At 45.6% G+C, this 19,562-nt stretch carries 12 protein-coding genes, 2 rRNA genes and 1 pseudogene; 11 read left to right on the forward strand and 4 right to left on the reverse strand.

Annotation, left to right across the window (positions count from 1 at the left end; translation table 11 throughout):
• Positions 1 to 16: 16 nt before the first annotated feature.
• From ACMX2I_RS21000 to ACMX2I_RS21045, 10 genes are all read left to right on the forward strand, one after another.
• The gene (locus tag ACMX2I_RS21000) at positions 17 to 868 is read left to right on the forward strand and encodes a MurR/RpiR family transcriptional regulator (RefSeq protein WP_414958241.1); all 852 of its coding nucleotides are present in this window, start codon (positions 17 to 19) and stop codon (positions 866 to 868) included.
• A 25-nt stretch (positions 869 to 893) separates the two neighbouring features.
• Positions 894 to 2,261, forward strand: coding sequence for a PTS transporter subunit EIIC (locus tag ACMX2I_RS21005; protein WP_414958242.1), 1,368 nt, complete (start codon positions 894 to 896; stop codon positions 2,259 to 2,261).
• A gap of 55 nt (positions 2,262 to 2,316) precedes the next feature.
• Positions 2,317 to 3,642 (forward strand): penicillin binding protein PBP4B, encoded by a 1,326-nt coding sequence (gene pbp4b, locus ACMX2I_RS21010; protein WP_414958243.1) that lies wholly within the window; start codon positions 2,317 to 2,319, stop codon positions 3,640 to 3,642.
• 27 nt (positions 3,643 to 3,669) lie between these two features.
• Positions 3,670 to 5,601 (forward strand): glycoside hydrolase family 3 protein, encoded by a 1,932-nt coding sequence (locus ACMX2I_RS21015; RefSeq protein ID WP_414958244.1) that lies wholly within the window; start codon positions 3,670 to 3,672, stop codon positions 5,599 to 5,601.
• Positions 5,602 to 5,611: 10 nt separating this feature from the next.
• On the forward strand, positions 5,612 to 6,856 hold the full coding sequence (locus ACMX2I_RS21020) for an exo-beta-N-acetylmuramidase NamZ domain-containing protein (RefSeq protein ID WP_414958245.1): 1,245 nt from the start codon (positions 5,612 to 5,614) through the stop codon (positions 6,854 to 6,856).
• Between the two features lie 187 nt (positions 6,857 to 7,043).
• Positions 7,044 to 8,633, forward strand: coding sequence for an AraC family transcriptional regulator (locus tag ACMX2I_RS21025; protein ID WP_414958246.1), 1,590 nt, complete (start codon positions 7,044 to 7,046; stop codon positions 8,631 to 8,633).
• A gap of 90 nt (positions 8,634 to 8,723) precedes the next feature.
• The gene (gene feuA / locus ACMX2I_RS21030; protein ID WP_414958247.1) at positions 8,724 to 9,677 is read left to right on the forward strand and encodes an iron ABC transporter substrate-binding protein FeuA; all 954 of its coding nucleotides are present in this window, start codon (positions 8,724 to 8,726) and stop codon (positions 9,675 to 9,677) included.
• An 18-nt stretch (positions 9,678 to 9,695) separates the two neighbouring features.
• Positions 9,696 to 10,700: a FecCD family ABC transporter permease gene (locus ACMX2I_RS21035; protein WP_414958248.1), complete on the forward strand. Its 1,005-nt coding sequence runs from the start codon at positions 9,696 to 9,698 to the stop codon at positions 10,698 to 10,700.
• A complete protein-coding gene (gene feuC / locus ACMX2I_RS21040) occupies positions 10,693 to 11,703 on the forward strand; it encodes an iron ABC transporter permease FeuC (RefSeq protein WP_414958249.1) in 1,011 nt (336 codons plus the stop codon). Before ACMX2I_RS21035 ends, feuC begins: the two co-directional genes overlap by 8 nt.
• Entirely contained in the window at positions 11,700 to 12,446 is a 747-nt protein-coding gene (locus ACMX2I_RS21045; protein WP_414958250.1) for an alpha/beta hydrolase, read from the forward strand. The genes feuC and ACMX2I_RS21045 overlap by 4 nt, the downstream gene beginning before the upstream one ends.
• A 15-nt stretch (positions 12,447 to 12,461) precedes the next feature.
• Here ACMX2I_RS21045 and ACMX2I_RS21050 read toward each other — a convergent pair whose 3' ends face one another.
• Together ACMX2I_RS21050 and ACMX2I_RS21055 are read right to left on the reverse strand one after the other, a co-directional pair.
• On the reverse strand, positions 12,462 to 13,382 hold the full coding sequence (locus tag ACMX2I_RS21050; protein WP_414958375.1) for a bile acid:sodium symporter family protein: 921 nt from the start codon (positions 13,380 to 13,382) through the stop codon (positions 12,462 to 12,464).
• A gap of 146 nt (positions 13,383 to 13,528) precedes the next feature.
• Positions 13,529 to 14,965 carry a SulP family inorganic anion transporter gene (locus ACMX2I_RS21055; protein ID WP_414958251.1) on the reverse strand — a complete coding sequence of 479 codons (1,437 nt, stop codon included), beginning with the start codon at positions 14,963 to 14,965 and terminating at the stop codon, positions 13,529 to 13,531.
• Positions 14,966 to 15,360: 395 nt separating this feature from the next.
• Between ACMX2I_RS21055 and ACMX2I_RS21060 the strand changes: the two are divergent.
• Positions 15,361 to 16,162: pseudogene (locus ACMX2I_RS21060) on the forward strand (MFS transporter); the annotation flags it as partial.
• 37 nt (positions 16,163 to 16,199) lie between these two features.
• On the opposite strand, the gene rrf reads toward ACMX2I_RS21060, so the two are convergent.
• Together rrf and ACMX2I_RS21070 are read right to left on the reverse strand one after the other, a co-directional pair.
• Positions 16,200 to 16,315, reverse strand: a 5S ribosomal RNA gene (rrf, locus tag ACMX2I_RS21065).
• A 134-nt stretch (positions 16,316 to 16,449) separates the two neighbouring features.
• Positions 16,450 to 19,377, reverse strand: a 23S ribosomal RNA gene (locus ACMX2I_RS21070).
• Positions 19,378 to 19,562: the final 185 nt, after the last annotated feature.

The following is a 19,562-nucleotide window of genomic DNA, read 5'->3' on the forward strand; positions in this document are numbered from 1 at the left end:
TAAGGAGAGACCGAGCATGGCAACAGGCGGTTTAGCGATCATCCAATCAATGAAGCACAAGCTCCCTCCATCCGAGCGTAAACTTGCGGATTACATCCTAACTCATCCCCACAAGGCAATAGAAAACACTGTCAGCGAAATCAGCGCCTTAGCCAATTCAAGTGACGCTGCCGTCATCAGGCTCTGCAAATCACTCGGACTAAAGGGTTTTCAAGATTTAAAAATGAGAGTAGCAGGCGATCTGGCAAAGCCTGCTGTTCAAGGCTATCGGGACATTGCGCCCCACGAACCGCTGTCCTCCATTTCTGAAAAAGCGGCCAGCAATGCCATTCAAGCCATTCAGGACACCTCAGACCTGATGGACTATAAAGAGCTTGAACGAGCGGTTTCTCTGCTTCTCCAAGCTCATACTGTGCATTTTATCGGCGTCGGGGCTTCCGGCATTGTCGCCAAGGACGCCCAGCAAAAGTGGCTTCGCATTCATAAACTAGCAACCGCGTTCACAGACACTCATCTTGTGGCATCATTAATCGCAAATGCAGATAAGGATGACATCGTATTCGCTATTTCATTTTCGGGAGAGACGCAGGAAATCATTGAGCTGCTCACGATGGCTAAGGAAAAAAGCATCAAAACGATCAGCCTCACACAATTCAGTCAGACATCCGTCTCCGCGCTGGCTGATGTCCCGTTGCACACAGCACACTCCAATGAAGCCCTGATTCGAAGTGCAGCCACTTCCTCCCGCCTCGCCCAGCTTTTTATGATTGATGTTTTGTTTTTAGGCATGGCGGCTGAGCGGTACGAAGAAACAACCGGATATATCGATAAAACGAGAGCAGCCATAAAATCTATGAGAAAAAAATAAGGCATCTTGATGAGGAGGGGTTTTGATGAGCAAAGAAAATAACTACCATCATCTCGCAAAGAAAATCCTTGAGCTATGCGGAGGAAAGTCCAATATTTCCTCGTATACGCATTGTATGACGCGCCTGCGTATTACGCCTTACGATGAAAGCAAAACAGATGCTCACGCTTTAAGAGAGCTTGACGGCGTATTGGGGGTCATCGAAGCTGAAACCATCCAAATCATCCTCGGAGCAGGAATCGTCAATCATGTCACAGCCGCTTTCTCAAAGCTTGTGTCAGCAGAAGAAGATATCGATGTCAAAGATGCAGCTGCCAAAAAGAAAGCCGATATAAACCGAAAAAACGCCACTCCATTTAAGCTTTTCTTACGTAAAATTGCCAGCGTCTTTATCCCGCTAATTCCCGCACTCGTCGCTTCCGGTTTAATTACTGGGATTACCAAAGCAATCATTCAAGCCGAATGGCTCTCTGCAGAATCACAAGTCGCTATTATCTTGACAGTCATCGGCTCCGGGCTGTTCACTTATCTCGGCATTCTCGTCGGTATTAACGCATCGAAAGAATTTGGCGGAACACCCGCTCTTGGTGCTCTGGCGGGGATCTTGATTTTGAATCCGGAGATCGCAAAGATCGTTTTATTCGGAGAACAGCTTCTTCCGGGCAGGGGAGGGCTGATCGGAGTTCTTTTCGCAGCCATATTCATCGCTTACACCGAACAATTTATCCGCCGTTTTATTCCTCAATCACTTGATATCATTGTCACTCCAACCGTTTCACTGTTAATCACCGGAATCGTAACGTATGTCGTATTTATGCCTTTAGGCGGCTTCATTTCTGATGCCATTACATCCGGCCTTCTGTCCATCCTGGACATCGGCGGCATCGCTGCAGGCTTTATTTTGGGCGCGACCTTCCTTCCTCTCGTCGTGACCGGACTGCATCAAGGCTTGACGCCTGTGCACATGGAACTGATCAATTCAATTGGAAATGACCCTCTGCTCCCGATTCTGGCGATGGGAGGCGCGGGACAGGTAGGCGCGGCCTTTGCCATCTTTGTCAAAACAAAAAAAACAACATTAAGAAAAGCGATCGCCGGCGGGCTCCCCCCAGGGTTTCTCGGCATTGGTGAACCGCTGATCTTCGGAGTTACGCTGCCACTTGGACGTCCGTTTTTAACAGCATGCTTAGGAGCCGGGATCGGCGGCGCTTTTCAAGCGTATTTTCAGGTAGCCACCATTGCCATTGGTGTCTCCGGGCTGCCGCTTTCCTTTCTCGTCCTGTCTTCGCAAATTATCCTATATATCATCGGACTCTTTATTTCCTACGCGGCCGGCTTTTTATTGACCTACGCGTTCGGATATAAAGATGAAATGGCTTCTCAGTTCGATTAAATGGTTTCTGTTTTTGGGATAGTAACGGGATAGAAGCATGGAAAGGAGCAAGCCTATGAAAACAAAGACACTTTCCTTATTCAGTGCCATTTTAACCTTTTCCATATTGGTGTCGAACGAAACCTTCGCGCAAACAGCAGACAACCAAATTGAGCCGAAAACCATAAATTCAGAAACTGTACAATTCTCTTCGAAGAAACTAAGGAAGGTTGATCGGATGATAGAACGGGATGTTGAAGCAGGATTTCCAGGCGCCGTTCTTGTTATCGTGAAGGATGGCCGCATCATTAAAAAAGAAGCGTACGGCTACAGTAAAAAGTACGAAGGATCAGAGCTGCTGCGCCGTCCAGTTAAAATGAAAAACCACACGATGTTTGACTTGGCCTCAAATACAAAAATGTATGCAACGAATTTTGCATTGCAGCGCTTAGTCAGCCAAGGAAAACTCGACGTCTATGAGAAGGTTTCTGCTTATTTGCCTGATTTCAAGGAGAAGCCGGGAGACCTCATAAAAGGAAAAAACAAAATTCGTGTCATCGATGTCCTGCAGCACCAATCAGGACTTCCCGCAAGCTTTTACTTTTACTCACCGGAAAAAGCCGGTATGTACTATTCTCAGGATCGGGATAAAACGATTGAATATTTAACGAAAATTCCGCTCGATTATGAAACAGGGACAAAACACGTATACAGCGACATAGGATATATGCTCCTCGGCATTATTGTCGAAAATCTCACCGGTAAACCGCTTGATGTATATGCGGAGCAAGAACTTTACAAGCCGTTGGGGCTGAAGCATACCTTATACAATCCGTTGCAAAAAGGATTTAAACCGAAGCGGTTCGCAGCGACTGAACGTATGGGCAATACGCGGGACGGCTTTATTCATTTCCCTAACATCCGTACAGATACGCTGCAAGGAGAAGTGCATGACGAAAAAGCATTTTACTCAATGGGAGGCGTGTCCGGACATGCCGGATTGTTCTCAAATGCAAATGATATGGCCATTCTGCTGCAAGTCATGCTAAACAAAGGATCATACCGAAGCGTTTCTTTATTTGATCAGAAAACAGCCGGCCTGTTCACGGCACCTTCAGCAACAGACCCAACATACGCTCTTGGCTGGCGGCGAAACGGCAGTAAAAGCATGGAATGGATGTTTGGCTCCTATGCCAGCGAAAGTGCTTACGGGCATACCGGCTGGACAGGGACAGTTACGATCATTGATCCAACTTACCATTTAGGCATCGCATTGTTAACAAACAAAAAGCATTCGCCCGTTGCTGATCCAGAGGAAAATCCTAACGTGTTTGAGGGTGATCAATTTCCAACAGGCAGTTACGGGAGCGTCATTACCGCGATTTATGAAGCGATGGAATAAATGATTCGACGATAGGAGGAAGTTTCTATGAAACCTGTCTTTCCGCTTATCCTTTCAGCCGTTCTCTTTCTTTCATGTTTTCTCGGCGCCGGCCAAGCAAAAGCTGCTTCATCCAACAGCTCACCCAACGCCAAGCAGCTTGTCAATCGCATGACGTTAGATGAAAAACTCGGCCAGATGCTGATGCCTGATTTCAGAAATTGGCAAAAGGAGGGCGAGTCTTCTCCGCAAGCCTTTACAGAAATGAATAAGGAAGTCGCTAGCCTCATCAAGAAATATCAATTCGGCGGCGTCATCCTTTTTGCGGAAAATGTAAAAACAACAAAACAAACTGTTCAATTGACAGACGCTTACCAAAAAGCCAGCCCCAAAATCCCTCTCATGCTAAGTATTGATCAGGAAGGGGGCATCGTAACGAGATTAGGAGAGGGGACTAATTTCCCGGGGAATATGGCACTGGGTGCAGCCAGAAGCAGAATCAACGCATATCAGACTGGCACCATCATTGGAAAAGAGCTTTCAGCCTTAGGCATTAATACGGATTTCAGCCCTGTCATGGACATTAATAATAATCCTGATAATCCGGTCATCGGCGTACGGTCATTCAGCTCCAATCGAGAACTGACAGCACGACTTGGTTTATACACGATGAAAGGTTTGCAGCGGCAAGATATAGCCTCTGCCCTCAAACATTTCCCGGGACATGGAGACACGGACGTTGACAGCCATTACGGACTGCCTCTCGTTCCCCATAGCCAAGAACGGCTTCGTGAGATCGAGCTCTATCCTTTTCAAAGAGCCATTGATGCCGGTGCTGATATGGTGATGACAGCTCACGTCCAATTTCCTGCCTTTGATGACACCACGTACAAAAGCAAACTTGATGGATCAAACATTCTGGTTCCGGCGACACTCTCGAAAAAGGTGATGACCGGTCTTCTTCGTCAGGAAATGGGATTTGACGGCGTCATCGTTACCGATGCCCTCAATATGAAAGCAATCGCAGATCATTTCGGACAGGAAGAGGCTGTGGTCATGGCTGTAAAAGCGGGCGTCGATATTGCCTTAATGCCTGCCTCAGTTACTTCTCTAAAAGAAGAACAGAAATTCGCCCGTGTTATTCAAGTTTTAAAAGCAGCCGTGAACAACGGTGACATTCCTGTACAACAAATCAACAAATCGGTTGAAAGAATCATTTCCCTGAAAATAAAACGCGGTATGTATCCAGCTCGACATGACGACAGCATAAAAGAAAAAATAGCCAAAGCCCAGAAAATCGTAGGAAACAAGCGTCACTTGAAAGCAGAGAAAAATATAGCCGAAAAAGCAGTGACCGTTTTAAAAAATGAACAGCGCACCTTGCCGTTCAAACCTAAAAAAGACAGCCGAATCTTAATTATCGCGCCTTACGAAGAACAAACCGCTTCAATTGAACAAACCATTCGTGATCTCATCAAGCGAAAGAAAATCAAACCCGTGTCCCTCAGCAAAATCAATTTTGCCAACCAAGTATTTAATGCCGAGCATGAAAAACAAGTAAAAGAGGCTGATTATATCATTACCGGCTCCTACATCGTGAAAAATGACCCTGTCGTCAACGACGGTGTCATCGACGACACCATATCAGATTCAAGCAAATGGGCCACTGTATTTCCGAGGGTTGTCATGAAAGCCGCACTGCAGCACAACAAGCCATTTGTCTTAATGAGCCTGCGCAACCCATATGATGTTGCCAATTTTGAGGAAGCGAAGGCGCTCATTGCTGTCTATGGCTTTAAAGGATACGCGAATGGCCGTTATCTTCAACCCAATATTCCGGCTGGAGTTATGGCGATATTCGGCCAGGCAAAACCTAAAGGCACACTCCCAGTTGACATTCCGTCAGTCACGAAACCGGGAGACATCCTTTATCCATATGGCTACGGATTAAATATCAAAACGGGAAAACCGTTTTCATAAGGAGGGACTCATGAGAAAAACAATATTTGCTTTTCTCACAGGGCTCATCATGTTTGGAACGATAACAGCCGCCTCGGCATCACCCGATTCCAAGAATCAAACGGCTAAAAAACCTAAAGTCCAGACCGGCATAGACACGCTTTTGCCAGTTTATAAAAAACATCTCAAAGGAAAACGAATCGGATTAATCACCAATCCAACCGGCGTAAACGCATCTCTGAAAAGCAGTGTCGATATTCTTCACGAAAACCCTGATATTAAACTGACAGCTTTATTCGGCCCTGAGCACGGCGTCCGCGGCGATGCCCAGGCGGGAGACAAAGTCGGCTCTTACATTGACGAAAAAACCGGGATTCCCGTATACAGCCTCTACGGAAAAACGAGGAAACCGACTCCAGAGATGCTGAAAAATGTCGATGTTCTTATGTTTGACATTCAGGATGTCGGGACCCGTTACTACACGTACATTTATACAATGGCATACGCCATGGAAGCCGCTAAAGAAAACGGCATTCCTTTTATGGTGCTGGACCGACCGAATCCTCAAGGCGGGAATCATATTGAAGGACCAGTCTTAGAGCCTGAGTACGCCTCATTTGTCGGACTGTATCCCATTCCGCTAAAGCACGGAATGACAATAGGCGAATTGGCTTTGCTGTTCAACAAGGAATTTGACATTGATGCCGATCTAACAGTGGTAAAAATGAAACACTGGAAACGGAAAATGGATTTTGACGACACCAGACTGCCTTTCGTCCTCCCATCACCTAACATGCCGACGATAGAGAGCACATTTGTATATCCTGCAACCGGACTGATTGAAGGAACAAATATATCCGAAGGGCGGGGGACAACAAAGCCATTCGAATTGATTGGGGCTCCCTTTATCAAAAGCACAGAACTTGCAGAAACATTAAACAGACTCCATCTGCCAGGCGTCACATTCAGGGCAGCTTCCTTTACGCCGACATTTTCTAAACATCAGGGAATGCTTTGCCACGGTGTTCAGCTCTATGTGACAGACCGAAAAAAGTTTGAAGCGGTTAGAACAGGCCTTTCACTCATTAAAACAATACACGACCTCTATCCTGAAGATTTTGAGTTCCTAGCAACAGGTTCATTTGATAAACTGGCAGGCAACGGTTGGATCAAAACAGAAATTAAAAATGGCGCTTCTATAGAAGACATCATAGATCGCTATGAAAAACCACTCAAACAATTCAGTAAAACAAGAAAAAAGCATCTCATCTATTAGACGTAAGCTTCGTATGTTACACGTGTAACATATTCTTACCGAACAAAAGACCCTTACTTTCAAACGGGAGTAAGGGTTTTTTTATGACAAAAACCCACCCGCTTTATATAGGAAAACTTTCATTTATTTGGTACAATCTTATTGAAAATGATTATCAATTGAATGTTTCTGAAAAGGTGGTCTACTCTTGCAAAATACAGTGATTTATTATCCCATACAAATTGAATATCTTAAAAAAACAAGTGATCTCTTCTCAGAACAGCAATTAGCCGATTCATTCGTACTGATCTTTCATGTCAAAGGAAACGGCCATATTTCGATCGGAACAAGCATCAGTCCTCTGCAAAAAAAGACGCTTTATGTTTGTCCGCCTAACGAAACCTTCGGCTTTACGCCTGCAGCCGATGGACATATAGATATCTGTCTGATCAGGCTTCAAAGCTATACCAAGGAATCCGGACGAGATATCTTAACGCCATGTACAGAAACGGAATTAGCCAAACTGAAGCTTGTGAATATATCACATATCGAAAACCTTGCAGCCCGGCTTCAAGAGCTTGCTGTGCTATGGAATGAATCGTCTCAGCTTTCTCAGCTAAAATGTATGATTGAAGTACAAAGCCTGATTTATGACCTCATGACTGCCAGTTTATCTGATCAAACGGATACACACTCAGCAATCGAGAAAACAAAACAATACATCGAAACTCATGCAGAAACAAAAATGACACTTGCCCAGTTGTCGCAAATGGCAGGGATCAGCGCCAAACACTACAGCGAAACCTTTAAAAAATGGACAGGTCAAAGCGTAACAGAATTTATCACAAAAACGCGAATCACCAGAGCAAAACGGCTCATGGCAAGATCAAACTGCAAATTGAAAGAAATCGCTCATCAAACCGGCTATCAAGATGAATTTTATTTCAGCAGAATCTTTAAAAAGCATACAGGCTGCTCACCTACAAGCTATATGAAAAAACGCCGAAAAAAAATAGCCGCATACGGAAGGGGCACAATGGGCCACCTCATCCCTCTTCATCACATACCGTTTGCGGCCGCGCTCCATCCAAAATGGACGTCTTACTACTATCAGCATTATTCGACAGATATACCCGTCCAGCTCAGCGCATACCGGTTTAATGAAAAATGGGAAGAAAACCTGAATACGTTATCTCAGGCCGAACCAGATGTGATTTTCAGCATGGATTCTATTTCTCAAGAAGAAAAAAATCATCTGAATCGCATCGCAGAAGTCATTTATCTTCCTTCAGAAGAAAGCTGGAGAACTCACTTTCTGCAAACCGCCTCATTCTTAAAGGAAGAGTCCGAAGCAGAAAAGTGGATCGCGGCTTATGACCAGCAGACGGCGGTCGCCAAAAAAACACTCCAGCACGCCCAAGGGCAGCGTTTTCTCTTTCTGAGGCTGCATAAGCAAAATTTTTATCTGGCACATCATCGAAGCGTCCGCGAAGTCTTTTTTGGAGATTTAGAATTCCGCTCCGCAAAAACGGAAGACACGCCTTCAGAGCAAGCGATTTCGGTAGAAAATATCCCAAATTACCAAGCTGACTGCTTAATGCTTTTTTTATTTAAAGAGCCTGAAACCATTGCTTATTACCAGCAATTGCAGCAGACAGAAGCATGGCAAAACCTAAGCGCAGTGCGGAATAACCGTGTATACCTTCTATCCTTTGACCCTTGGAACGAATATTCGGCTTGCGGCCATGAACGGATTGTTCAGCAAACCATTTCTTTACTATCCGGTGATTGTCCATGATAAATATGGAATTTGTCCATGGTGTTATATCCGTTCATTCTCTATAATTCCAATTGATAATAGTTATCAATTGAACAGGAGGCTCTATAGATGAAAAAAATATCTCTTACCTTATTAATCTTGCTTCTCGCGCTGACAGCGGCAGCTTGCGGCAACAAAAATGAATCAACTGCCAGCAAGGCAAGCAGCACAGCATCCGAGAAGAAGAAAATTGAATACCTGGATAAAACATATGAAGTAACTGTACCAACAGACAAAATTGCCATAACGGGAAGCGTTGAGTCGATGGAAGACGCGAAACTGCTTGACGTTCATCCGCAAGGCGCGATTTCATTCTCCGGCAAATTCCCTGAAATGTTCAAAGACATCACAGACAAAGCCCAACCAACCGGAGAAAAAATGGAGCCAAACATTGAAAAGATTCTTGAGATGAAGCCAGATGTCATCCTTGCTTCAACAAAGTTCCCAGAAAAAACACTGAAAAAAATAAGTACAGCCGGCACAACAATCCCGGTTTCTCACATCTCTTCAAACTGGAAGGAAAATATGATGCTCCTTGCCCAGCTGACTGGTAAAGAGAAAAAGGCGAAAAAAATCATTGCAGACTATGAACAGGATTTAAAAGAAACAAAAACAAAAATCAACGAAAAAGCAAAAGATTCAAAAGCGCTTGTCATTAGAATCAGACAAGGCAACATTTACATTTACCCTGAACAGGTGTACTTCAACTCCACCCTTTATGGTGATTTAGGCCTTAAAGCGCCGGACGAAGTAAAAGCTGCAAAAGCGCAAGAACTGATTTCATTAGAAAAATTAAGCGAAATGAATCCAGACCATATCTTCGTTCAATTTTCTGATGATGAAAATGCAGATAAACCTGATGCATTAAAAGATTTAGAGAAAAATCCAATCTGGAAAAGCCTTAAAGCAGTCAAAGAAGATCATGTGTACGTTAACTCAGTCGACCCTCTCGCACAAGGCGGCACCGCTTGGAGCAAAGTCCGCTTCCTGAAAGCGGCTGCTGAAAAATTGACACAAAACTAATTCAGAGTAGGTTTTTGTATGTATTCAAAACAGTGGACACGTATCATATTGATTACTTCTCCATTTGCTATTGCACTGTCGCTGCTGCTTTCGATCCTATATGGCGCAAAGCATCTAAGCACAGATATTGTTTTTACATCTCTTATTCATTTCGATCCGGGAAACACAGACCATCAAATTATATGGCATTCCCGGATTCCAAGGGCTGCCGGCGCTCTGCTCATAGGGGCAGCCCTTGCTGTTTCTGGAGCCCTTATGCAAGGTATTACGCGCAATTATTTAGCTTCGCCATCGATTATGGGCGTTTCAGATGGTTCCGCGTTTATTATCACGCTTTGTATGGTTCTGCTCCCGCAATCGTCTTCCATTGAGATGATCATTTACTCTTTTATCGGCTCAGCATTAGGAGCCGTTCTAGTATTCAGCCTTGCCGCCATGATGCCTAACGGGTTTTCCCCCGTGCAGCTTGCCATTATCGGCACAGTTACAAGCATGCTGCTTAGCAGTTTATCAGCAGCCATGTCGATTTATTTTCAAATATCACAGGATCTCAGTTTCTGGTACAGCGCCAGACTTCATCAAATGAGTCCTGATTTTCTGAAGCTTGCCGCACCGTTTTTTCTGGTCGGCATCGTGATAGCTGTTTCCCTCAGCAAAAAGGTGACTGCTGTATCATTAGGCGACGACATTTCTAAAAGTCTGGGACAAAAGAAAAAAACCATTAAAATCATGGCGATGCTTTCAGTCATCATTTTAACCGGCAGTGCCGTAGCGCTCGCCGGCAAAATTGCGTTTGTCGGATTGGTTGTTCCGCATATCACAAGATTTCTTGTCGGCTCCGATTATAACAGGCTGATTCCGTGTTCATGCATTTTGGGCGGAGTCTTTTTAACCCTGTGTGATCTCGCAAGCAGATTTATCAATTATCCGTTTGAAACACCGATTGAAGTCGTGACATCCATAATCGGCGTGCCTTTCTTCCTTTATTTGATTAAACGAAAAGGAGGGGAGCAAAATGGCTAAAAAATATGCAGTGTTCATCGCTTTGATTCTCGTTGTCAGCTATTTCAGCTTAACGAGCGGATCATTTTCCGTTCAGCCGGCTGAGCTGCTCTCCACTCTTTTTCAGATCGATCCGAATCCGCAGTATGAAATTTTGCTGTTCGATTTAAGACTGCCGCGAATTGTCATGGCGGCCATTATCGGACTCGGTCTTGGCATTGCGGGAGCCGTCATCCAAGCCATCACAAGAAACGGGCTTGCAGACCCGGGAATTCTCGGAATTAACGCGGGGGCGGGAGCCGGGATTGTGGCGTTTATGCTCTTGTTCCAAGGCCAGAAAGAAGTGACATCCATAGTTGCGGCGATGGGAATGCCATTTTTCGGGTTGATAGGCGGACTGATTGCGGCGATCCTGATTTACATATTTGCATGGCACAGAGGCAATTTAGATTCAGGAAGAATTATTCTGGTAGGAATCGCGATCAATTCTGGATTCAGCGCCCTGTCTTTGTTTTTATCATTAAAAATGGACCCGCAAGACTATCAAATGGCCATGGTGTGGAAAAACGGAAGCATCTGGTCTTCCAATTGGACTTACATCACAGCCGTTCTCCCATGGATGCTGCTGTTTATACCTATTCTTATCGCCAAGTCCCGCTTGCTGGACACCATTCGTTTTGATGAAGACACAGTCAGAAGCCTCGGTATTTCATCAAATAAAGAAAAAACCATCCTGCTCGTCGCCTGCGTAGCAATCATCAGCGCCTGTGTCTCCGTAGCGGGTAGCATGGCGTTTGTCGGCTTAATCGCTCCCCACATTTCACGGAGACTGGCCGGTGTCGAACACCGCAATATCCTGCCGCTGAGCGGTTTAATCGGCATGCTGCTTGTAATAAGCGCAGACTTTGCCGGAAAACTGTTTTTCCAGCCAGCGGAAGTGCCCGCAGGCATCATTTTGGCGATCCTCGGTGTTCCTTATTTCTTATACCTGCTTTTCAAGCAAAAAAAGGGGGAAAGTGCTTGAACGGATCTCTTTCAGAGCACAAAGCCGGCGAAAGGAGATTTACGCTATACCTCCCTCCTTCCTACAGCACAGACAGCAGGAGATTTCCTGCTGTTTACCTGCAGGATGGAAGTTCGTTGTTTCAAGACCAAATCAAATTATTAGAAAGTACATTTCAGCAGCGAAGACTGCCTGAGCTCGTGTTGATCGGTATCGAACCCGCAAGTCGGCTGGATGAATACACCCCTTGGCCGGCTGCATCACTCAGTGATCGGTTCCCGGACTTCGGAGGCATGGGATATCACTATCTATCTAACATAACAAACCGATTCATTCCGTTTATCGAAGAAAATTGGAACGTCTCCAGGGAACCGCAGTCAAGAGGAATGATCGGTGCCTCATTAGGCGGACTCATCTCAATGTTCGCCTTAATAAAGTATCCATCAGTGTTCGCAAACATAGGCTCTATCTCAGGCTCCTACTGGTACGAGAACGCAGCCGAAGCCATTCATTTATCTTCTTTAAAGCCCGGCACTGCACGTGTCTTTATGTCTGTCGGCAGTGAAGAAGGCTGTGAAAAACAATCTATACAGCGAAATATGCTGCGGAATACAAAGCAAGTGCATCAAAGTTTAAAAGAAAAAGGCTTCACTGAAAATCAGCTATGTCTTTCAATTGAACAAGGGGCGGTGCACCACCGCAAGTACTTCTGCCAACAGTTCATCATTGCGCTCGAATGGCTATACGGAAAAAACCGCTCATAAGATTGAGCGGTTTTTTCATGCTTTCTGCAATACAGGTTTTAATTCAAAGCGATTCACCATATAGCCAAACAACGCGGCAAGTATCTGCTGAAACAGCATGCCGATCACCACCGGAACAGCAACCTGAGACGGGAAGAATGTAACGGCAAGAACTGCGCCGGCACTGATATTTCTCATGCCTCCCGTAAAAATAAGAGATACAATTTCCTCTTGGCGCCTTTTCATCATTTTCCCGATCAGCCAAGCAGCGGCATAGCCTGTTAACGCAATAAAGAAGACCGTCACAGCTATTCCTACAAATCTCAAATCAACTGCTTTGAAATAAGGGGCAATCGCTGAACTGTTAATCGCAATCACAGCCATCAGACAAAGCTTTGAAAAAGGTGACAGCGCACTGCTAACAGATGCGGTTCTATCTGGAGATGACATCTGATTAAACAGCATGCCCAGAAAAGAAGGAATCACGACCATCACAATCAGCCCTCTCATCATTCCCCACACATCCATATGAACCTGAGCGCCGGCCAGCAATGAAAGGCTCAGCGGTACGATCAATGGTGACAGCACCGTATCAACCAAGATAATCGAAAGCGTCAAACCGACATTCCCTTTATACATCGCTGCCCAAATCAAGCTTGTAATCCCGGTAGGAATCACAACAGCCAATGTTAAACCTGTGATTGTCAAAGGATCGCCTTTAAATATAAGATGGCCGCTGCCCCAAGCAAAAAGCGGCATGAAAATATGAAGAACAAATAGTGCAAGAATCATAGGAAGAGGATGAGACAACGCATGTCTCAAAGATTGAAAGTTAGCGCTCAAACTGCCTGCAAACGTAATAAAAGCAAAGATCCAAGGCACAGCACTTTCATACCCATTTAAAAATTGAGACAGCAGAACGCCCAGCACAACACTAGCAGGCGTTAAAAGCGGCATGACTTTCCCCAATACATGGTTCAACTTCTGAAGCGTCATATACAAGTCTCCTATTAAATATTTCTTTCTCACTCTATTATATCAATGCCGTTCAGCCATATGTTATATAAAAAAGCCCAGATCTCATCAATCTGGGCTTTCACACTTTATGTCATTTGCTTCATAAGAGCTTTACTAGCATTGTTCAAACCCTTTACTTCAACTTCAATTCCTTGTTCCTTAAACTTCGCAACAATCTTATCAAGCGCAGCCGCTCCTGAATCATCCCAAACATGGGCCTCAGTTAAGTCAATCACGACTCGCTCAATATCCTCTTGATAAATAAATGCATTCGTAAGATCAGTCACTGACGCAAAAAAGATCTGTCCCTTTACTTGATAAGTTCTCAGCTTTTGATCCCCTGCATGCGAAACAATTTTCAGTTTCGAAATTTTTGCCACAAAGAACACCGCACTTAAGAGAACGCCGACGAATACGCCTTTAGACAAGTCATCCGTCACAACAACCGTAATCACAGTCACAACCATGACAATAGAGTCTGTGAGCGGCGCTTTTTTGAGGCCTTTTAAAGAAGACCAATCAAATGTGCCAACAGAAACCATAACCATAACAGCCACTAACGCAGCCATTGGAATTTTCACGACAACAGTACTCAAGACGGCAATTAAAAACATCAGAAAAGCACCAGCAACAAATGCAGATAAGCGTCCGCGTCCGCCCGCTTTTGTATTAATGACAGATTGTCCAATCATAGCGCAGCCTGCCATTCCGCCAAAGAATCCAGTCACGATATTCGCAATTCCCTGTCCGCGGCTCTCCTTATTTTTATCACTGTCCGTATCCGTCATTTCATCAATAATTTGTGCTGTCAGCAAAGACTCAAGTAATCCGACAAATGCTAAAGCAATCGAATAAGGAAAAATGATTTGCAGTGTTTCAAAGGTAAACGGAACATCAGGGATTAAGAAATGAGGCAACGAACTAGAAATATTGCCCATATCTCCGACCGTCCGCACATCCACATGGAAAGTGACCGCAATAATCGTCATTACAATAATCGCGACAAGCGGAGAAGGAACCGCAGTCGTAAACCTCGGCAGTACATAAATAATAACCAACGACCCGGCAAGCAGCGCATACATGCTCCAAGAAGCACCTTCAAACTGAGGAAGCTGCGCGGAGAAAATAAGGATCGCCAGCGCATTCACAAACCCGATCATCACAGAACGCGGGATAAATTTCATTAATCTCGCAATTTTACTGATACCTAAAATCATCTGAATGATTCCTGTCAAAATGGTAGCCGCAAATAAATACTGAAGCCCATGATCAGCAACCAGCGACACCATAACGACCGCCATTGAGCCAGTAGCTGCTGAAATCATGCCAGGTCTGCCGCCAAAAATAGAAATGATAATGGCTATACAAAATGACGCATAAAGACCGACCATCGGGTCAACACCCGCTATAATCGAGAAGCCAATCGCTTCAGGTATTAATGCTAATGCAACTAAAATGCCAGCAAGAATGTCTTTTCGGATATTACCGAACCATTGCTGTTGTAATGTAAAACTATTATTCAAATATAACGACTCCTTTTTTAAAAAATAAATCCGCACCGTATCTATTGTGCTGGGAGCTTTCTTTATTTTACGGGAGAAAAGGAAAGGCCAAACGAACGAAGAATAAGGGGAAACGTTGAGTATGTTGTATAGAGGCAAGGAGTTATTATACAAAGAGTATCATATTAAATTTTAATCAAATATGCAAGATGAATACTAAAGAAAAAAATGGCTAAAGCTAGGCTTAAGCCATCTTTGAATTATATCATATCCGGATGAGAAACAAGAATCGTTTTAACACATTTTACAACGGATCTATTCCCATCAATTCCTGAATGGCATCCTCATAGTATCAAGCGGGGTTTTCTACATCATCAGTTCAGCAAGCTGAGGGATATCCACGCCACATGATACCCGGACTGGTAGAATCTTGTGTAGGAACAATTATCTTAACAGCAATTATAGAAAAACAAGCAATCGTCATGAGTAAGATGGAAGTAGCGTACGGTTTAGGAGCCCTTTTCATGCCGTTGCTGTCTGATTTTTTAATTAGCAATAATGATGGGCATTGGCATTTCTGGTATTGGGGCTTATTTCATTTCTTCTGATGCTTGTTTGGAGCCGAATGAGCTTTGGCAGCTTTGACGATTTGCTCATTCGTCAAACAGACACTTCGAGCAATGGAAAACAAGCACCTATAAGTTTTCGAAGACTTGGCTTACTGTTTATTTCTTTAGCAGCTGCGTACTTCTTTTTATGGAGCCAGTGAAGTATCGATTGTTCACTTTATCCCTTCTATCTTCGCTGAGAAATGGGAGATTTCCAACTCCTTAGCAACCATAACGGTAACAATATATTGGATCGGTATGATCATAGGCCGTTTACTGATTTTGCAGGGTTTGTTCTTTGTTTCTTTTTAGGCTTATTTATGGCTGGCATGTTTACCATTGCTTTTAATTATCACCAATCAATTCTACCTTGGAAAAACAGAACAAACGACAAGCATACTGCTAGCTGCCAACGGATTAGGCGGTTCTATCCCGCCAATCGCAGTTGGATGGCGTCTAGATGAATTCTCAGTACATACTGCATTGGTTATTTACAACTCTCATGTTGAACATGCTGGGGATTGTATTGGTATTAAAAGTATTAGAAAACCTGAAAAGCAAAAAGCTCGATAAAATGGATACTGATGAAAACAAATCAGTACAGATATAAACCAAAAAACCCAGCTCAATGAGCTGGGTTTTACCTTGCTTGGCGGCGTCCTACTCTCACAGGGGGAAACCCCCGACTACCATCGGCGCTGAAGAGCTTAACTTCCGTGTTCGGCATGGGAACGGGTGTGACCTCTTCGCTATCGCCACCAAACAAATGCCTTCAGGATGAAGGTACTGGGCGTTTCTCACAGGATGTGAGAGCCCTTAGCGGAGTTTCCTTGCTTTTCCGCCTTTTAGAGAGATGTTCTCTCAAAACTAGATAACAGATGTGACATCATTCAAAATGTGGTTAAGTCCTCGATCGATTAGTATCTGTCAGCTCCATGTGTCGCCACACTTCCACCTCAGACCTATCAACCTGATCATCTTTCAGGGATCTTACTTCCTTGCGGAATGGGAAATCTCATCTTGAGGGGGGCTTCATGCTTAGATGCTTTCAGCACTTATCCCGTCCGCACATAGCTACCCAGCGATGCCCTTGGCAGAACAACTGGTACACCAGCGGTGCGTCCATCCCGGTCCTCTCGTACTAAGGACAGCTCCTCTCAAATTTCCTGCGCCCGCGACGGATAGGGACCGAACTGTCTCACGACGTTCTGAACCCAGCTCGCGTACCGCTTTAATGGGCGAACAGCCCAACCCTTGGGACCGACTACAGCCCCAGGATGCGATGAGCCGACATCGAGGTGCCAAACCTCCCCGTCGATGTGGACTCTTGGGGGAGATAAGCCTGTTATCCCCGGGGTAGCTTTTATCCGTTGAGCGATGGCCCTTCCATGCGGAACCACCGGATCACTAAGCCCGACTTTCGTCCCTGCTCGACTTGTAGGTCTCGCAGTCAAGCTCCCTTGTGCCTTTACACTCTGCGAATGATTTCCAACCATTCTGAGGGAACCTTTGGGCGCCTCCGTTACCTTTTAGGAGGCGACCGCCCCAGTCAAACTGCCCACCTGACACTGTCTCCCCGCCCGATAAGGGCGGCGGGTTAGAAGGTCAATACAGCCAGGGTAGTATCCCACCGATGCCTCCACCGAAGCTAGCGCTCCGGTTTCCAAGGCTCCTACCTATCCTGTACAAGCTGTACCAACATTCAATATCAGGCTGCAGTAAAGCTCCACGGGGTCTTTCCGTCCTGTCGCGGGTAACCTGCATCTTCACAGGTACTATAATTTCACCGAGTCTCTCGTTGAGACAGTGCCCAGATCGTTGCGCCTTTCGTGCGGGTCGGAACTTACCCGACAAGGAATTTCGCTACCTTAGGACCGTTATAGTTACGGCCGCCGTTTACTGGGGCTTCAATTCGCACCTTCGCTTACGCTAAGCGCTCCTCTTAACCTTCCAGCACCGGGCAGGCGTCAGCCCCTATACTTCGCCTTACGGCTTCGCAGAGACCTGTGTTTTTGCTAAACAGTCGCCTGGGCCTATTCACTGCGGCTCTCTCGGGCTTGCACCCTAACAGAGCACCCCTTCTCCCGAAGTTACGGGGTCATTTTGCCGAGTTCCTTAACGAGAGTTCTCTCGATCACCTTAGGATTCTCTCCTCGCCTACCTGTGTCGGTTTGCGGTACGGGCACCTCTCACCTCGCTAGAGGCTTTTCTTGGCAGTGTGGAATCAGGAACTTCGCTACTATATTTCGCTCGCCATCACAGCTCAGCCTTATGGGAAACGGATTTGCCTATTTCCCAGCCTAACTGCTTGGACGCGGATATCCAATACCGCGCTTACCCTATCCTCCTGCGTCCCCCCATTACTCAAATGGTGAGGAGGTGGTACAGGAATATCAACCTGTTGTCCATCGCCTACGCCTTTCGGCCTCGGCTTAGGTCCCGACTAACCCTGAGCGGACGAGCCTTCCTCAGGAAACCTTAGGCATTCGGTGGAGGGGATTCTCACCCCTCTTTCGCTACTCATACCGGCATTCTCACTTCTAAGCGCTCCACCAGTCCTTCCGGTCTGGCTTCACAGCCCTTAGAACGCTCTCCTACCACTGTTCGAAGAACAGTCCGCAGCTTCGGTGATACGTTTAGCCCCGGTACATTTTCGGCGCAGAGTCACTCGACCAGTGAGCTATTACGCACTCTTTAAATGGTGGCTGCTTCTAAGCCAACATCCTGGTTGTCTAAGCAACTCCACATCCTTTTCCACTTAACGTATACTTTGGGACCTTAGCTGGCGGTCTGGGCTGTTTCCCTTTCGACTACGGATCTTATCACTCGCAGTCTGACTCCCAAGGATAAGTCATTGGCATTCGGAGTTTGACTGAATTCGGTAACCCGGTAGGGGCCCCTAGTCCAATCAGTGCTCTACCTCCAAGACTCTTACCTTGAGGCTAGCCCTAAAGCTATTTCGGAGAGAACCAGCTATCTCCAGGTTCGATTGGCATTTCACCCCTACCCACACCTCATCCCCGCACTTTTCAACGTGCGTGGGTTCGGGCCTCCATTCAGTGTTACCTGAACTTCACCCTGGACATGGGTAGATCACCTGGTTTCGGGTCTACGACCACGTACTCATGCGCCCTATTCAGACTCGCTTTCGCTGCGGCTCCGCATCTTCTGCTTAACCTTGCACGGGATCGTAACTCGCCGGTTCATTCTACAAAAGGCACGCCATCACCCGTTAACGGGCTCTGACTACTTGTAGGCACACGGTTTCAGGATCTGTTTCACTCCCCTTCCGGGGTGCTTTTCACCTTTCCCTCACGGTACTGGTTCACTATCGGTCACTAGGGAGTATTTAGCCTTGGGAGATGGTCCTCCCGGATTCCGACGGAATTTCACGTGTTCCGCCGTACTCAGGATCCACTCAGGAGAGAACGAAGTTTTGACTACAGGGCTGTTACCTTCTATGGCGGGCCTTTCCAGACCTCTTCATCTACCTCGTTCTTTTGTAACTCCGTACAGAGTGTCCTACAACCCCAAGAGGCAAGCCTCTTGGTTTGGGCTAATCCCGTTTCGCTCGCCGCTACTCAGGGAATCGCATTTGCTTTCTCTTCCTCCGGGTACTTAGATGTTTCAGTTCCCCGGGTCTGCCTTCTCATATCCTATGAATTCAGATATGGATACCACTCCATTACGAGTGGTGGGTTTCCCCATTCGGAAATCTCCGGATCAAAGCTTGCTTACAGCTCCCCGAAGCATATCGGTGTTCGTCCCGTCCTTCATCGGCTCCTAGTGCCAAGGCATCCACCGTGCGCCCTTTCTAACTTAACCGTTAAAAAGAATCACTATGTGATATCTTGTATTACTAATTGAATGTGATGTCTACTGTTATCTAGTTTTCAAAGAACAACGTATAGGACATGCTAACACATGCGTTCCCACAGATGTGGCGCATTTAGCAGGTATTCCTATGTTTTTGAAGGAATGATCCTTCAAAACTAAACAAGACAGGGAAC

It is taken from the genome of Bacillus sp. SW14 (genome assembly GCF_047608225.1).
GTDB classification, from domain to species: domain Bacteria; phylum Bacillota; class Bacilli; order Bacillales; family Bacillaceae; genus Bacillus; species Bacillus subtilis_G.